This is a genomic window from Methylophilus sp. 'Pure River', from assembly GCF_046765995.1.
Taxonomy (GTDB): domain Bacteria; phylum Pseudomonadota; class Gammaproteobacteria; order Burkholderiales; family Methylophilaceae; genus Methylophilus.
This window is the reverse complement of the sequence record NZ_JBKOUE010000007.1, coordinates 43424-56401: the sequence shown is the minus strand read 5'-3', so window position 1 is coordinate 56401 and position 12978 is coordinate 43424. Positions and strand designations below refer to the sequence as shown.

The 12978-nt window shown below is 51.1% G+C and carries 16 protein-coding genes; 13 read left to right on the top strand and 3 right to left on the bottom strand.

Annotated features, from left to right (window positions below; all coding sequences use genetic code 11):
- Positions 1 to 726 (bottom strand): two-component system response regulator OmpR, encoded by a 726-nt coding sequence (gene ompR / locus ACIDE9_RS09710; protein ID WP_194741642.1) that lies wholly within the window; start codon positions 724 to 726, stop codon positions 1 to 3.
- Between the two features lie 292 nt (positions 727 to 1018).
- On the opposite strand from ompR, the gene ACIDE9_RS09705 reads away from it, so the two are divergent.
- The 3 genes from ACIDE9_RS09705 (at position 1019) to ACIDE9_RS09695 (ending at position 3038) form a co-directional block, all read left to right on the top strand.
- Complete coding sequence (locus tag ACIDE9_RS09705) at positions 1019 to 1186, top strand: hypothetical protein (protein WP_194754635.1); 168 nt, start codon at positions 1019 to 1021, stop codon at positions 1184 to 1186.
- Positions 1187 to 1214: 28 nt separating this feature from the next.
- Positions 1215 to 1793: an EF-hand domain-containing protein gene (locus ACIDE9_RS09700; protein WP_228519973.1), complete on the top strand. Its 579-nt coding sequence runs from the start codon at positions 1215 to 1217 to the stop codon at positions 1791 to 1793.
- A gap of 96 nt (positions 1794 to 1889) precedes the next feature.
- Entirely contained in the window at positions 1890 to 3038 is a 1149-nt protein-coding gene (locus ACIDE9_RS09695) for a GNAT family N-acetyltransferase (protein WP_411994438.1), read from the top strand.
- 310 nt (positions 3039 to 3348) lie between these two features.
- Here the strand turns inward: ACIDE9_RS09695 and ACIDE9_RS09690 are convergent, their stop codons facing one another.
- Positions 3349 to 4041, bottom strand: a complete 693-nt coding sequence (locus ACIDE9_RS09690) for an SDR family oxidoreductase (protein WP_411994436.1) — start codon at positions 4039 to 4041, stop codon at positions 3349 to 3351.
- A 107-nt stretch (positions 4042 to 4148) separates the two neighbouring features.
- On the opposite strand from ACIDE9_RS09690, the gene ACIDE9_RS09685 reads away from it, so the two are divergent.
- From ACIDE9_RS09685 to ACIDE9_RS09665, 5 genes are all read left to right on the top strand, one after another.
- Positions 4149 to 5240 carry a TIGR03790 family protein gene (locus ACIDE9_RS09685; RefSeq protein WP_411994672.1) on the top strand — a complete coding sequence of 364 codons (1092 nt, stop codon included), beginning with the start codon at positions 4149 to 4151 and terminating at the stop codon, positions 5238 to 5240.
- A 97-nt stretch (positions 5241 to 5337) separates the two neighbouring features.
- Positions 5338 to 6636: a phosphate regulon sensor histidine kinase PhoR gene (phoR, locus tag ACIDE9_RS09680; protein WP_411994434.1), complete on the top strand. Its 1299-nt coding sequence runs from the start codon at positions 5338 to 5340 to the stop codon at positions 6634 to 6636.
- Positions 6633 to 7370, top strand: a complete 738-nt coding sequence (locus ACIDE9_RS09675; RefSeq protein ID WP_411994432.1) for a hypothetical protein — start codon at positions 6633 to 6635, stop codon at positions 7368 to 7370. The genes phoR and ACIDE9_RS09675 overlap by 4 nt, the downstream gene beginning before the upstream one ends.
- A gap of 8 nt (positions 7371 to 7378) precedes the next feature.
- Complete coding sequence (locus ACIDE9_RS09670; protein WP_411994430.1) at positions 7379 to 8542, top strand: JmjC domain-containing protein; 1164 nt, start codon at positions 7379 to 7381, stop codon at positions 8540 to 8542.
- Positions 8543 to 8603: 61 nt separating this feature from the next.
- The gene (locus ACIDE9_RS09665; RefSeq protein WP_411994428.1) at positions 8604 to 8966 is read left to right on the top strand and encodes a hypothetical protein; all 363 of its coding nucleotides are present in this window, start codon (positions 8604 to 8606) and stop codon (positions 8964 to 8966) included.
- Positions 8967 to 9109: 143 nt separating this feature from the next.
- Here the strand turns inward: ACIDE9_RS09665 and tpiA are convergent, their stop codons facing one another.
- A complete protein-coding gene (gene tpiA / locus ACIDE9_RS09660) occupies positions 9110 to 9892 on the bottom strand; it encodes a triose-phosphate isomerase (protein WP_194755048.1) in 783 nt (260 codons plus the stop codon).
- Between the two features lie 64 nt (positions 9893 to 9956).
- On the opposite strand from tpiA, the gene ybeY reads away from it, so the two are divergent.
- The 5 genes from ybeY to modA all read left to right on the top strand — a co-directional run bounded on the left by ybeY (position 9957) and on the right by modA (position 12970).
- Positions 9957 to 10391, top strand: a complete 435-nt coding sequence (gene ybeY, locus ACIDE9_RS09655) for an rRNA maturation RNase YbeY (protein ID WP_411994426.1) — start codon at positions 9957 to 9959, stop codon at positions 10389 to 10391.
- Between the two features lie 37 nt (positions 10392 to 10428).
- Positions 10429 to 11214: a segregation and condensation protein A gene (locus tag ACIDE9_RS09650; RefSeq protein ID WP_411994423.1), complete on the top strand. Its 786-nt coding sequence runs from the start codon at positions 10429 to 10431 to the stop codon at positions 11212 to 11214.
- Positions 11215 to 11225: 11 nt separating this feature from the next.
- Positions 11226 to 11774, top strand: coding sequence for an SMC-Scp complex subunit ScpB (gene scpB, locus ACIDE9_RS09645; protein WP_411994421.1), 549 nt, complete (start codon positions 11226 to 11228; stop codon positions 11772 to 11774).
- A gap of 8 nt (positions 11775 to 11782) precedes the next feature.
- Entirely contained in the window at positions 11783 to 12130 is a 348-nt protein-coding gene (locus tag ACIDE9_RS09640; protein ID WP_194754624.1) for a winged helix-turn-helix domain-containing protein, read from the top strand.
- Between the two features lie 84 nt (positions 12131 to 12214).
- Positions 12215 to 12970 carry a molybdate ABC transporter substrate-binding protein gene (gene modA, locus ACIDE9_RS09635; protein ID WP_411994420.1) on the top strand — a complete coding sequence of 252 codons (756 nt, stop codon included), beginning with the start codon at positions 12215 to 12217 and terminating at the stop codon, positions 12968 to 12970.
- Positions 12971 to 12978: the final 8 nt, after the last annotated feature.

Here is a 12978-nt window from a genome sequence, read left to right as displayed (position 1 = left end):
TTATTGCGGCGCTTCGCCATCTGGAATAAACACATAACCAAAGCCCCACATGGTTTGCAGGTAGCGTGGATGTGCCGGATCTGGCTCGATAATGCGGCGCAAGCGCGATACTTGCACATCAATACTGCGGTCGAATACATCCAGTTCGCGGCCGCGTGCCAATTGCATCAGACGGTCACGCGACAGTGGCTGGCGCGGATGCTCGGTAAATACTTTTAATAACGTGAATTCGCCACTGGTAATGGTGATCGGCGCGCCGTTTTTGGTCAGGCTACGTGTGTTGATGTCAAACACAAATTCACCAAACTGAAACGCAGCACTTTTTTCTTCAACCGCCTGTTTAGGGGTGATTTCATGGCGACGCAATACGGCATTGATCCTGGCCAGTAATTCGCGTGGATTAAATGGTTTGGGCAGGTAGTCGTCAGCCCCCATTTCCAGGCCAACAATGCGGTCCACTTCATCGCCACGTGCGGTCAGCATGATAATCGGCGTCATGTGGTTGGCGCCGCGCAGGCGGCGGCAAATGGCCAGGCCATCTTCGCCAGGCAACATCAGGTCTAGAATCAGCAGGTCAAAGCTTTCGGCAGACATGGCTTTATCCAGCTCTTTGCCATCGGACACGGATTTGATATTGAATCCCTGTTCAGTCAGGTAGCGCTGTAAAAGTTCGCGCATACGCAAATCATCATCAACCATCAATATTTTTTTTAACTGTTCTGCCATACGTACCTTTTTACACAGAAGCGTGCGTTTTGTTAACGCGTCTGGCCGTGATCAGGATGACCTGACATCAAATGCTAAAACGGCTCAGCCATAAAACTTATCTTCATCATTATACTCCAAGCCGTATCTTGCATGAAGTGGGGTAGTTACAACTTGGTTACAAATAGCGCGGGGGATGAAATATTGCATTTACAATCCTGTTGCAAGATGACTGCCTGAAATTGACAGTCATGGCGATGAAAGAATCGCTATTTTTTGTTAAATCAGTTGATGCCGCGACCAGAGTTGCGTTATGTTAGGCAGCCTGATTTTAAAGTCAGGCAATATCTGTCATGTTAATCGTGCTTGGTTCTACTTGAAAAAAAGTGTTTTTCAAAAGCTTGTGTTTCAAAAAGCTTTAAGTGAAGCAAGAATTAGTGAAACAAGAATGAAGGTATTACGTTTGGATGTGGATGTGTAAAGCGAACAAACATTTGAAAGAGGTTTTTTTGCTAACAACGACCATGTTGCTGGCATCGCCTGTGTCTGCCGACCTTAAGTTACCTATTCGGCTGACGGATAATCGCATGATCGATAATGATGATGCGGGCCTCTCCAAAACCCTGGAACATAATTTCAGTCCTGAAGACCGTGCGCGTTTACGCAAGGCACTGTCTGATTATGCCCGTAACACCGACCCTGATCACCAACTCATGCTGCAAAAGCGCAAGGTGATGCACGACAGTATTTCCCAGCGATTTAATGAGTGTAACCGCGACAACGATGACTCGCTGGATCGCGAAGAAGCCACCCTCTGTTTGCCGCAGGTCGCGCGACATTTCTCTTATGTTGATCTTGATGGCAATGGTGTCATCACCCTGGATGAGCTGGAGAATGCTTATGCGCAGATGGTGGAGCGGCAACGCGAAGCTGAGGCGAAAACTCAGGCACAGCAAGCTATTGTGTCGGATTCAGACACTGATAAATCCAAAAATAAATCTAAATCCCCTTCTGCAGTGATTCCTGCCAACAGTACGGTGAACTCCACCGGCAAAGACGTTTCGGTCATACGCAAACGCCCTAGCTAACAATAGCTAAGCCGCTGTTCTATGTCTATCTACATGCCAACCTCAGCCCCGGCGTGTCTTTTTTCTCATCTGCGTCTCATCGGTGCTTAACACCATATGGATATCAGCCAATTATCGTTTGTCTGGTATCGCGGCTTAAAGGATATCCCCGCCGTGGCCTGGCAGGCATTGGCCGGATCTCACCCTATGCTGGATTACCGGTTTTTGCGGGCATTCGAGTTGTCGGCAGCCGTGGATCATCAAACGGGCTGGATTCCCTATCATTTAGCAGTGTTTAATGGCGAGCAACTGCTTGCTGTAGCGCCTTGTTATATTAAAACCCACTCCTATGGCGAATATGTGTTTGACTGGTCGTGGGCCGATGCTTATGAACAAGCGGGCGGCCAGTACTACCCCAAACTGATTTCAGCGATTCCTTTTTCGCCGGTCACCGGGCCCCGGCTGTTAATTCACCCTGATTGCGCTGAGCCGCAGGTTTTGGCAGCGGCGATGTTGTCGCAAATGCGTGACGTCTGTCAGACGCAGGCCTGGTCCGGGCTGCATGTGTTGTTCCCGGATGCCACTTCGGCGCGTGCATGCGCCGAAGCAGATGGCTTGCGTCGGCATGGCGTGCAGTTTCGCTGGGAGAATCCTGGTTACGCCGATTGGGAGGCGTTTTTAGCCGTGCTTAGCCGCGACAAGCGTAAAAAAATACGTCAGGAGCGCAACAAGGTCGCCCAGCAAGGAGTGCATTGCCGCGTACTGAGCGGGCATGACGTCAGCCCGGCAGAACTAGCGTTGTTTTATCAATGCTATTGCAATACCTATCACCGGCATGGCAGCAGCCCTTATTTATCATTGGCATTTTTTGAGCAAATCAGCCGTGACATGCCTGAACAGTTCAGGCTGTTTATTGCCGCACAAGATGGTGAAGATGTCGCTGCTAGTGTCTGTATTTGGGGTGAAGACACCTTGTATGGCCGTTACTGGGGCAGCCTGCGTGATATTTCGTGCCTGCATTTCGAGTTGTGTTACTACCAGCCGCAACAGTTCTGTATCAGCCACGGCATCCGCTATTTTGAAGGTGGTGCGCAAGGCGTACACAAACTGGCACGCGGTTTCACCCCTTATACGACTTGCTCCTATCACTGGCTAAGTCACCCCGATTTTCACCAGAGCGTGGCACACTTTTTGGTTCGCGAAGCCAGCACCATGCAGGATTATGTCGATGAACTTGAAGAGCGTAGTCCTTACAAGGCTAGTTGACCGCCGATAAGATTAAGTATCCAGATGCCACTTAAGCGCTCTAACGGTGCCTCTGCTTCGAGCCCCATCTGCCGCGCCGAGTAGCGCAGGCAAAATAAGGTGAAGGGAGCGGCTGTTCGAATCCCGCGGTGGCCTGCGTTTTGTGCAGGCCGCTAGGATGAGTTTCGCGACCGCTTATTTTGACGAGCAACGCAGGAATCAAGCGGAAGCTGGGGTGCATTTCTTTTGGTTACTTATTCTTTGTGCAAGCAAAGAAAAGTAACTCGCCTATAGGCGAAAGGCAATCCTACGAGTTGCCACTCACCACCAATCACCAAGGAATCTTTTTCCCATCATAAGCAATAAACTGCCCCGATTGCGCACTGTTTAAGCCTTCAATCACCTGCCGTAACCCACGCACACTGGTTTCCGCATCAATCAATCCATTCGGCCCACCCATATCCGTACGCACCCAGCCCGGGTGCAAAGCTGCTACCTGAATATTGAATTCGCGCAGGTCTAGCGCCAGGCTTTTCACCACCATATTCAAAGCAGTTTTGCTGCTACGGTAAATATATTCCCCTCCGCTGCCATTGTCTTCTATGCTGCCCATTTTGCTGGTCATGGCGATTAATTTCGCCTGGCTGGCACGGCGTAGTTGCGGTAAAAAGGCTTCTGCAAGATAGTAAGTGGTCAGCGTATTGACCTGGAACGCGTGCAGCCAGGCTTGTGGGTTGGTTTTACCGAAGGCACTATCAGGGTAGGTGCCAGCGTTACTGATTAAAATATCGATGGTGACTGCCGATAATTGCCCAGCCAGATCACGAATGGCACTCACATCGCTTACGTCCAGCGCCAATACCTGGATGTTCGTGTGTTTGGTCGCCAATTGCTGCAACGCGGTCGCCTTGGCCGGGTCGCGCACGGTGGCATATACCTGTTGACCGCTTTCAGCATATTGTTTGACGTATTCCAGCCCAATGCCACGGTTGGCACCTGTGATTAAAATCGTTTGTGTCGTCATTATTTGCCTCGTTTTCTTGAATCCATTGAATCTGGGATATGATTGAATTTTACGCTGGTTTGTTTGCCAGGGTGGTATTTTTGCAATTGCAACGGAGTGTTGAGTGGATGGGTGTGAGTCATCGTTTGAGTCAGGTGCGAGTCTGGATTGGGTTGTGTTGCATGTTGCTGGTCACACAGGCGATGGCGGGCGCTGTTGATGTCAGTAAAAGAATTCCGCTCAGGCCTTCTTTATTAAAGCCAGAAGATGTCGCAGTGGTTTACAACGTCAATGATGCGCAGAGTGAAGAAATTGCCCGGTATTATTTACAAGCGAGGCAAGTGCCTGCAGAAAACCTGATTGGCGTGGAGCTGCCTAGGCATGCCAAGGATGCGTTGACCGTGCCGGAGTTTGAGTCGTTAAAAGCGCAGCTAGATGCCAAGCTGGGCAATCAGCAAGTATTGTTGCTGGTGTGGCGCACGCCGTTTGCCGTTCAGTGCAACAGCATCACCAGTGCGCTGACCTTGGGGCTGGATTTAAATCAGTGCCGCAAAACCTGTGACCCCGGCCGTGATAGCCCTTACTTTAATAGCCTGTCATTGCGGCCATGGGCAGATCATCATATCCGCTTGTCCATGTTGCTGCCGATTAGCAGCGTAGATGCCGCCAAGGCCTTGATTGACCGTGGTGTGCTGAGTGAGTTTAGCTTAAATGACGCCGATGGCTACTTCCTCAAAACGCGCGATGTTGCGCGCTCCAAACCGCGTGAGCCATTTTTCCCACAAGATGGCATGACCATTAAATCCAAGAAACTCACCCTGCATACCTTGCCCCAGGAGTCGATTGAAAACCAGGGCTCGGTGATGTTTTATTTTACCGGGCAGAAGCAGGTGGATTTCATGCTGACCAATACCTATTTGCCGGGTGCGATTGCTGATCACCTGACTTCCTCTGGAGGCGTATTAGCAAGCTATAACGGCCAGATGCCAGCGTCACGCTGGCTGGATGCTGGCGTCACCGGCAGTTATGGCACGGTTTCCGAGCCCTGTAATTACTGGCAAAAATTTCCTAATCCGCAAATTGTGATGGCGCATTACCTGTCGGGTGAAACCTTGATTGAGGCCTACTGGAAGAGCGTGAAATGGCCGATGCAAGGTGTATTTGTCGGCGAGCCGCTGGCCAAGCCCTATGCCAGAAGTGCCCCGGTCATGGCTGAGTAACTGGTTTGCGGGCCTCTGGGCTGCTGTCATCATCCTGTCATTGCCTGCGCGCAGATGTGTCGTATAATCGCCGACATTGATGTGTTGAGAATGGCTTGTGCAAGATATTCGTTGGAAAGCGTTCTGGAGCCTGCTGTTTTGGGCATTTTGCTGCCTGATGGTTGGCTGGTTCTGCGGTGCGGAAACAGCATGGCTATTATTTACAGTCGGTGCATTGGCCTATCTGGCTGCGCATATTTACTGGATACACCGCCTGTATCAGTGGGCACTTAAACCCAGCCTTAATTTTATGCCGAACGGCAAAGGCATCTGGGAAGACATCTTTGCCAATCTCTATCATGAAATGCGCCGTCATTCGCGCAGCCAAAGCCAACTGAGCAGTACGCTGGAGCGGCTGCGTCATGCCACTAGTGCATTGCCGGATGGCGTGGTGGTGCTCAATAACCGTAACGAAATTGAATGGTTTAACGAACCCGCGATTCAACGCTTAGGCTTAAAGCGGCATCATGATGAAAATCAGCCGATTTATTACTTGCTGCGGCAAGCCGAGTTTGTCACGTATTTGCAGGCAGAGGATTACAGCGAGCCGCTAAAACTCAAGTCCTGGCGTAGCCCGGACGTGACGCTGGAATTACAGATTATTCCGTTTGCCAGCAAACAGCGTTTGCTGATCTGCCGCGATGTGTCGGCCATTGAAAAAACCGAGGTCATGCGCCGCGACTTTATTGCCAATGTGTCGCATGAGTTGCGTACGCCGCTGACGGTCATTGGCGGCTTCCTCGAAACCATTAGCGACATGCAAGGTGAGGTCTCACCGGATATCCAGCCTTATTTTGACATGATGCAGTCACAAACGACGCGTATGCGCCGCATTATTGAAGACTTGTTGACCTTGTCGCGCCTGGAAAATAACGTCACGCTTAAAGATGAAACCGATATTGCCATGCCTGCCATGCTGCAGCAGTTGCAGAAAGATGCGCAGGCGCTGAGCCAAGGCCAGCATACAGTGACGCTGCATATGGAAACCGAGGTCAATATTCGTGGCAGCTACAATGAACTATTGAGTGCCCTGAGTAACCTGACCAGCAACGCGGTACGCTATACCCCGGCGCAAGGCCGTATTGATATTTACTGGCAAATGCGCGGTGAAGATGCTGTATTCAGCGTGCAAGATACCGGCATTGGTATCGAGTCACATCATTTGCCGCGGTTAACTGAGCGCTTTTACCGTGTCGACAGCGGCCGCAGTCGTGATACTGGCGGCACCGGTTTGGGTTTGTCCATCGTCAAGCATATTTTGCATCATCATCAGGCCAGCTTGCAGGTTGAAAGTGAGCCAGGGCACGGTAGTCGCTTCCAGATTGTGTTTCCGGCCCAGCGGGTATTGCCTGCATGAGGTGTTCCGGCTGGTGGGTGATCATTTTACTGCTGGCCGGATGCAGCACGACGCCGGATGGCGGTTATGTAGATTCACCTAACGGGCGGCCGGTGCCAGTGCGGCAAGACCGCAATACCTTGCATCAACTGGCCAAGACTGACCTCGATCGCCTGGCCGATATTGAATATAGTGAAAATGTCAGTACTTTACGTTTGCTCATGCTCAAAATGTACAAGCGCAACCCGGCCGAAGCACAAAAATCAGGGCTGGGGTCGCCAGAGCAAATTGCCAGCTATGTGTTTGAGCAAACAGGTGTGCATCACTGGCAGTTTGATGCGCTGGGTGGCGCGCAAGATACCGCGGCGATTAAACTTGCACTCAATGCGCAATATAGTGGAGACCGCGTGTTGGCGCTGGTGGTTGGCATCCAGTCCATGCTGTTCCGCGCCCATGGTAATAAATCAGCTTTTTTCCTGACCGACAGCATAGAGCCGCAAAGTTTGTATAATGCGGCCAGGAATATTGAAATTGCAGTATGGAAGCTGACCAATGCCAGAAATGCGCAAGGTGACTTATTACTGCTCACCAACAGCCAGCCCGGTGAGGTGCAAAATCTCAGTTTTGAGCGCGAGTTTAGCAAGTTGATTGCCCGCACCGATTTGCTGGCGCTGACCCTGGCTGAAAAATCGCAACGCTTTATTTCGCGCCTGACACAAAGTATTACCACGGCGCCTTTTCTCCCTTTTAGATAAATTGACTCATGCAACAAGCACTGACCTTACTTAATGGCTTAACCCCTGCCGAGTTTATGGCGGAATACTGGCAAAAAAAACCATTGTTGATTCGTGGCGCAATGCCGGGCTTCCAGGGCCTGCTTGATCCTGCAGAATTAGCCGGGATTGCCTGTGATAGCGACGTGCCTGCCAGGTTGATACAGTTTGATCCTGATCGGGCACAGCACGGGGATGGCTGGAAAGTCAGACAAGGACCGTTTGAAGACGATGATTTTACGGCATTGCCAGCGCAGCATTGGACGCTGCTGGTGCAGGGCATGAACCATCTCCTGCCGGAAGCACAAGCCTTGCTGTCCCAGTTTAACTTTATCCCGACGGCCAGGCTGGATGACGTCATGGTTAGTTACGCGCCTACCGGCGGTGGCGTCGGGCCGCATATTGATAGTTATGATGTGTTCTTGCTGCAAGGCGCGGGCAAGCGTCGCTGGCGCATCAGCCAGCAAACCGACTTGCGCTTGATTCCTGATGCACCCTTGCGCATCCTGTCGCATTTTGTGAGTGAGCAGGAGTGGGTGCTGGAGCCCGGTGACATGCTTTACCTGCCGCCCAATGTAGCGCACTGGGGTGTCGCCGAAGATGATGATTGCATGACGTATTCGATAGGCTTCCGCGCGCCAGCTGCCCGGGAACTGGCGGTAGAGTTTCTCGAGGCATGCCGCCAGGATAGCCTGCCGGACGAGTTGTATCGCGACCCTCAATTGCAGCCAGTGGCAGATGCCGCCGCGGTAGATGCTGACATGGTTGGCAATGTGGCCGCCATGTTGCGCCGTTTACCGTGGCAAACTGAACAATTAGGGCCTTTTTTGGCCAAGTATTTTTCTGAGCCCAAGGCATATGTGGTTTTTTCGCCTAATCGTAAACTTAGCCTGGACAAGTTTACGCAGCGAGTGGCACAGCATGGGGTAGTGATGGACCTGCAAACACAGATGCTGCATTGGCAAGGGCAATATTTTATCAATGGTGAGGCGGTTGCTGCGCCTGTCGAGGGCGCGTCCTTGCTCAATGTATTGGCCAATCAGCGTCAGTTGGCCGCCACTTTGTGCCAGGCACCGACGGTCACTTGCCTGTTGCCGTGGCTGCATGACATGTACCTGTCAGGTTATGTACATTTGGCAGAAAATGCGGCTTAATTGCATTGGTAACAAATGATTTAGGCTGGATTTTTGTGAAAAAAACACAGGGATGTTGTTCTTGCACAAAAAAATCCTTTGTTTTTCACTGGATTTACGTTCTTTTTTTAATAAATTACTGATACAATTTTTTCACTCGGCTGGTTCTGCGTTTAGGGGATTGACCGTACATAATTTTTTGCTCATACATACTAAGGAAATAAAGATGACACGTTCTGCATTGTTGGCTGCATTGTTGGCTTTGGCTTTGACTGCTTGTGGTGAAAAACCAGCTGAAGAAGCGCCTGCTGCTGAGGCACCTGCTGCTGAAGCTCCAGCTGCTGAAGCTCCAGCTGAGGCACCTGCTGCTGAAGCCGCTCCTGCTGAAGCTGCTCCAGCTGAAGCTGCACCTGCTGAAGCTGCTCCAGCTGAAGAAGCTAAGTAATTCAGACTTGAGTAATCTGGTTTTAATTAGATCTGGTTTACTTAAAAGATTCACTTAAAATCCAAGCTTGCTTAGATGTAGAAAAGCCGACGAAAGTCGGCTTTTTTATTTGTGCTGCAATCACAGCTAAAAATGGTGGCCTGTCAGGCAGCGCTTTTGAGTGGGGTTAACTCATTTGCAATCTGGCAAATACGGATAAAGTCTTCTGCGACCAATGCCGCTCCGCCAATCAATCCGCCATCGACATCTGGCATGCTGAGTAATTGCGCAGCATTACCAGGGTTCATGCTGCCGCCATATAACAAGGAAATCTCTTCCGCTGCCTGTGCATCCAGCAATTCAATATGGCCGCGAATAAAAGACAGAATAGCCTGTGCATGTTGCGGTGTGGCGGCCTTGCCAGTACCGATGGCCCATACCGGTTCATAGGCAATCACCCCTTTTGATAAGGCATGGATACCCACATGTGCAATCACCGGGTTTAGTTGCCGTACCACTACCAGGTCAGTTTCGCCCTGTTCGTATTCATCCAGTGTTTCACCTATGCACAAAATAGGCGTTAGCCCGGCTTTTAAGGCAGCCTCAAAGCGTTCACCACAGGTTTCATCGCTATCATGACCGCGCTGTCTACGCTCAGAATGGCCAATAATCACATAGGTGCAGCCAAACTCCTTCAGCATCAGGGGTGATACTGAGCCTGTGTAAGCCCCTTTTTCATAGCGGCTCATGTTTTGTCCGCCCCAGCTAATATGGCTGTTTTGCAGCACTTGCTGGGCCTGATATAGGTAAGGGTGTGGCGGGCATACCGCATAACGGGCGCGGTGATGCCGAGTCTGTTGCAACAGGCTTTGCATGAATTGCTGGTTGTCTGGCAAGTTGCCGTGCATTTTGCGGTTGGCAACCACCAGCTTGGGGCGATTTGTCATCACACCGTTTCCTTTGAGGGTTTTCTTTCTATAATGACGGATATTCTACAGAAAACTTGACCTTATGCCCGCATTAGATTTTTCCTTACAACTGGCCTCGGACGCAGCTGATATTCCTGCGGCTGCACAATTTAAGCACTGGGTGCGTACCGCACTGCGGGTAGATACCAGCCTGACTATCCGTATTGTTGATGAGGCAGAAGGGCGGCAGTTAAACGCGGCATATCGCGGACGGGATTATGCCACTAATGTGCTGACTTTCCCGCTCACTGAAGAGCCTGTGCTCATGGGCGATATTGTGATTTGTGCGCCTGTGGTTGCTAAAGAGGCTGTTGAGCAGGGCAAGCCGCTGCTTGCCCATTATGCCCACATGACCGTGCATGGCGTACTGCATCTGCACGGTTATGACCATGAAGTGGATGCGCAGGCCGAGTTGATGGAGGCAATGGAAGTCGCCGTCATGCAAAAGTTGGGTTTTGTGAATCCTTATGCAGAATAACCTTTAACCCCAGGCGGCAAATCGTTACAATCCTTGCATGGAGTTTACCACTCACAGTCCTGTCAAAATCAAAGGCGAGCCGCTGTCGGCGCTCCCGCAGGACTTGTACATTCCGCCGGATGCGCTGGAGGTCTATCTGGAGACCTTTGAAGGGCCGCTGGATTTGTTGCTATACCTGATCCGAAAGCACAATCTGGATATCCTGGATATTCCCATGGCTGACCTGACGGTGCAATACATGGCGTATGTCGATAAGATGAAGGCGGTCAACCTAGAGCTGGCAGCCGAGTATTTATTAATGTCTGCCATGCTGATTGAGATCAAGTCGCGCATGTTGCTGCCCAAACCAACTGAGGTGGAGGAAGAAGAGGATCCGCGTGCGGAACTGGTCAGGCGCTTGATGGAGTATGAAGCAATCAAACTGGCTGCACAGCGGCTGGATGCGATGCCCAAAGTGGGTGAAGAGATTGATGTGGCCGCGGCGTATTACCAGCAGATCAGCCTGGTGAAGCCGCCGGAAGTGAGCCTGGATGACCTGGTGGAAGCCTGGCGCAATGTGCTTAAACGCGCCAAGTTGAATCAGCACCACAAACTGGGGCGTGCCGAGTTGTCTGTGCGCGAGCATATGAGTTTGTTACTGCGCAGGCTGAGTGCCGTGCAGGTGCTGCGGTTTGATGAGTTGTTCGACATTGAAACCGAAGGCGTGCCCAAGCTGGTAGTCAATTTCCTGGCCATGCTGGAGCTGGCCAAAGAGGGCCTGGTGCGTATCACGCAGCAAGAAGCGTTCGGTACCATTTATGTGCAAGCCAATAGTGCGGGTTAGAAGGCGATTGCATGCGTGAACCTGACAGCATAGAAGACATGAAGCGTATTCTGGAGGCTGCGTTGTTGACATCGCCGCAACCATTGGCGCTAGATGACTTGCTCAAGTTATTTGCCGGGCGCATGGAGCGCGCGACACTGCGTATGTTGCTGGATGAGTTAAAAGCGGATTGGGTGGAAAAAACATTGGACCTGGTGCAGGTGGCCAGCGGTTACCGCTTTCAGGCCAAAGCTGAGTATAGTGAGTATTTGTCACGCTTGAACCCCGAGCGGCAGCCAAAATATTCGCGGGCGGTGATGGAAACGCTGGCGATTATTGCCTACAGGCAACCCGTCACACGCGGTGATATTGAGCAGATTCGTGGCGTGGCCGTGAATCCCAATGTGATCCGCCAACTGCAGGAACGTGACTGGATAGATGTGGTCGGGCAACGTGAAGTGCCGGGCAGGCCTTCGTTGTATGCAACCACCAAACATTTTTTGGATGACTTGAACTTGCGTTCGCTGGCGGAATTGCCGCCTTTTGAAGCGTTTGCGCAAACAGAAATCCCGCTGGAGTAAGATAGATCATGCAAGCGTCACTACTTAAAATCAGAATCAACCACGAAGGCAACACTGCACTCGGGCCAGGCAAGATCGAGCTTTTGCAACATATTGCGCAGCATGGCTCAATTTCTGCGGCCGCCAAACAGATGCGCATGTCTTATCGCCGTGCCTGGGAGTTGGTAGACATGATGAACCGCTGTTTTGACCAGGCGGTGGTGGTGAGTTCAGCGGGTGGTTCTCATGGCGGTGGCGCGCAAGTGACCGAGTTTGGCCAGGCGCTGATAGGGGCTTATCAGCAGATTCTGCAAAAGTCAGCGCAAGCCGCCGCGGATGAATTGCATCTGATTACGCAGCATTTGAAGAAAGACTGATTTTTTTAATTATCGTAATGCATATATGGGTATAACGATGGTAGCATCGCATATGTATGATTAATTGATAACTGGGTGGACGTAATGAAAAAGTGGGTGTGGCTGGGGTTGTGCCTGATCAGCGTATTGGCACAGGCAGAAGATAAGAAAATCAAGGTATTTGCTGCGGCCAGTTTGACCGATGTCATGAACGTGCTGGTCAAGCAATATGGTCAGCAAACCGGTGTGCAGGTCGTGCCTGTCTATGGCGGTTCTGGCACCCTGGCTAAACAACTGGAACAAGGCGCGCCAGGCGACCTGTTTATTTCCGCAGACGAAAAATGGATGCAATACCTGAAGGATAAGCAATTGGTGCAGCTTGCCACAATCAAGCCATGGCTGGGTAACCGCTTGGTGATGATTACGCCGCAAAACAAACCGTTAACGATTAAAGCAGATGCCAGTACAGATATCAGCCAGCAAGCACCAGGCTATTGGTGCACGGGCGATACCTTATCGGTGCCGGTAGGGATTTATGCCAAGCAGTCGCTGACCAATCTGGGTTGGTGGGATAAGCTGAAAACGCGACTGGTCAGCACGCAGGATGTGCGGGCAACCCTGAGCCTGGTTGAGCGTGATGAATGCGATGTGGGCATTGTCTATGCCAGCGATGCGCAATCGTCCAGCAAGGTTAAAGTGGCTGGGGAGTTTGCTGAAAGCAGTCATGTGCCGATTATTTACCCGATGGCATTGTTGCCACAGGCGACAGCAGAAACCAATGCTTTTTACCACTACCTGCAATCTGCCGAAGCTAAAAAACTGTTACTCTCTTACGGTTTTAAACCCTTGTTCAACGATTAATCTGCAAG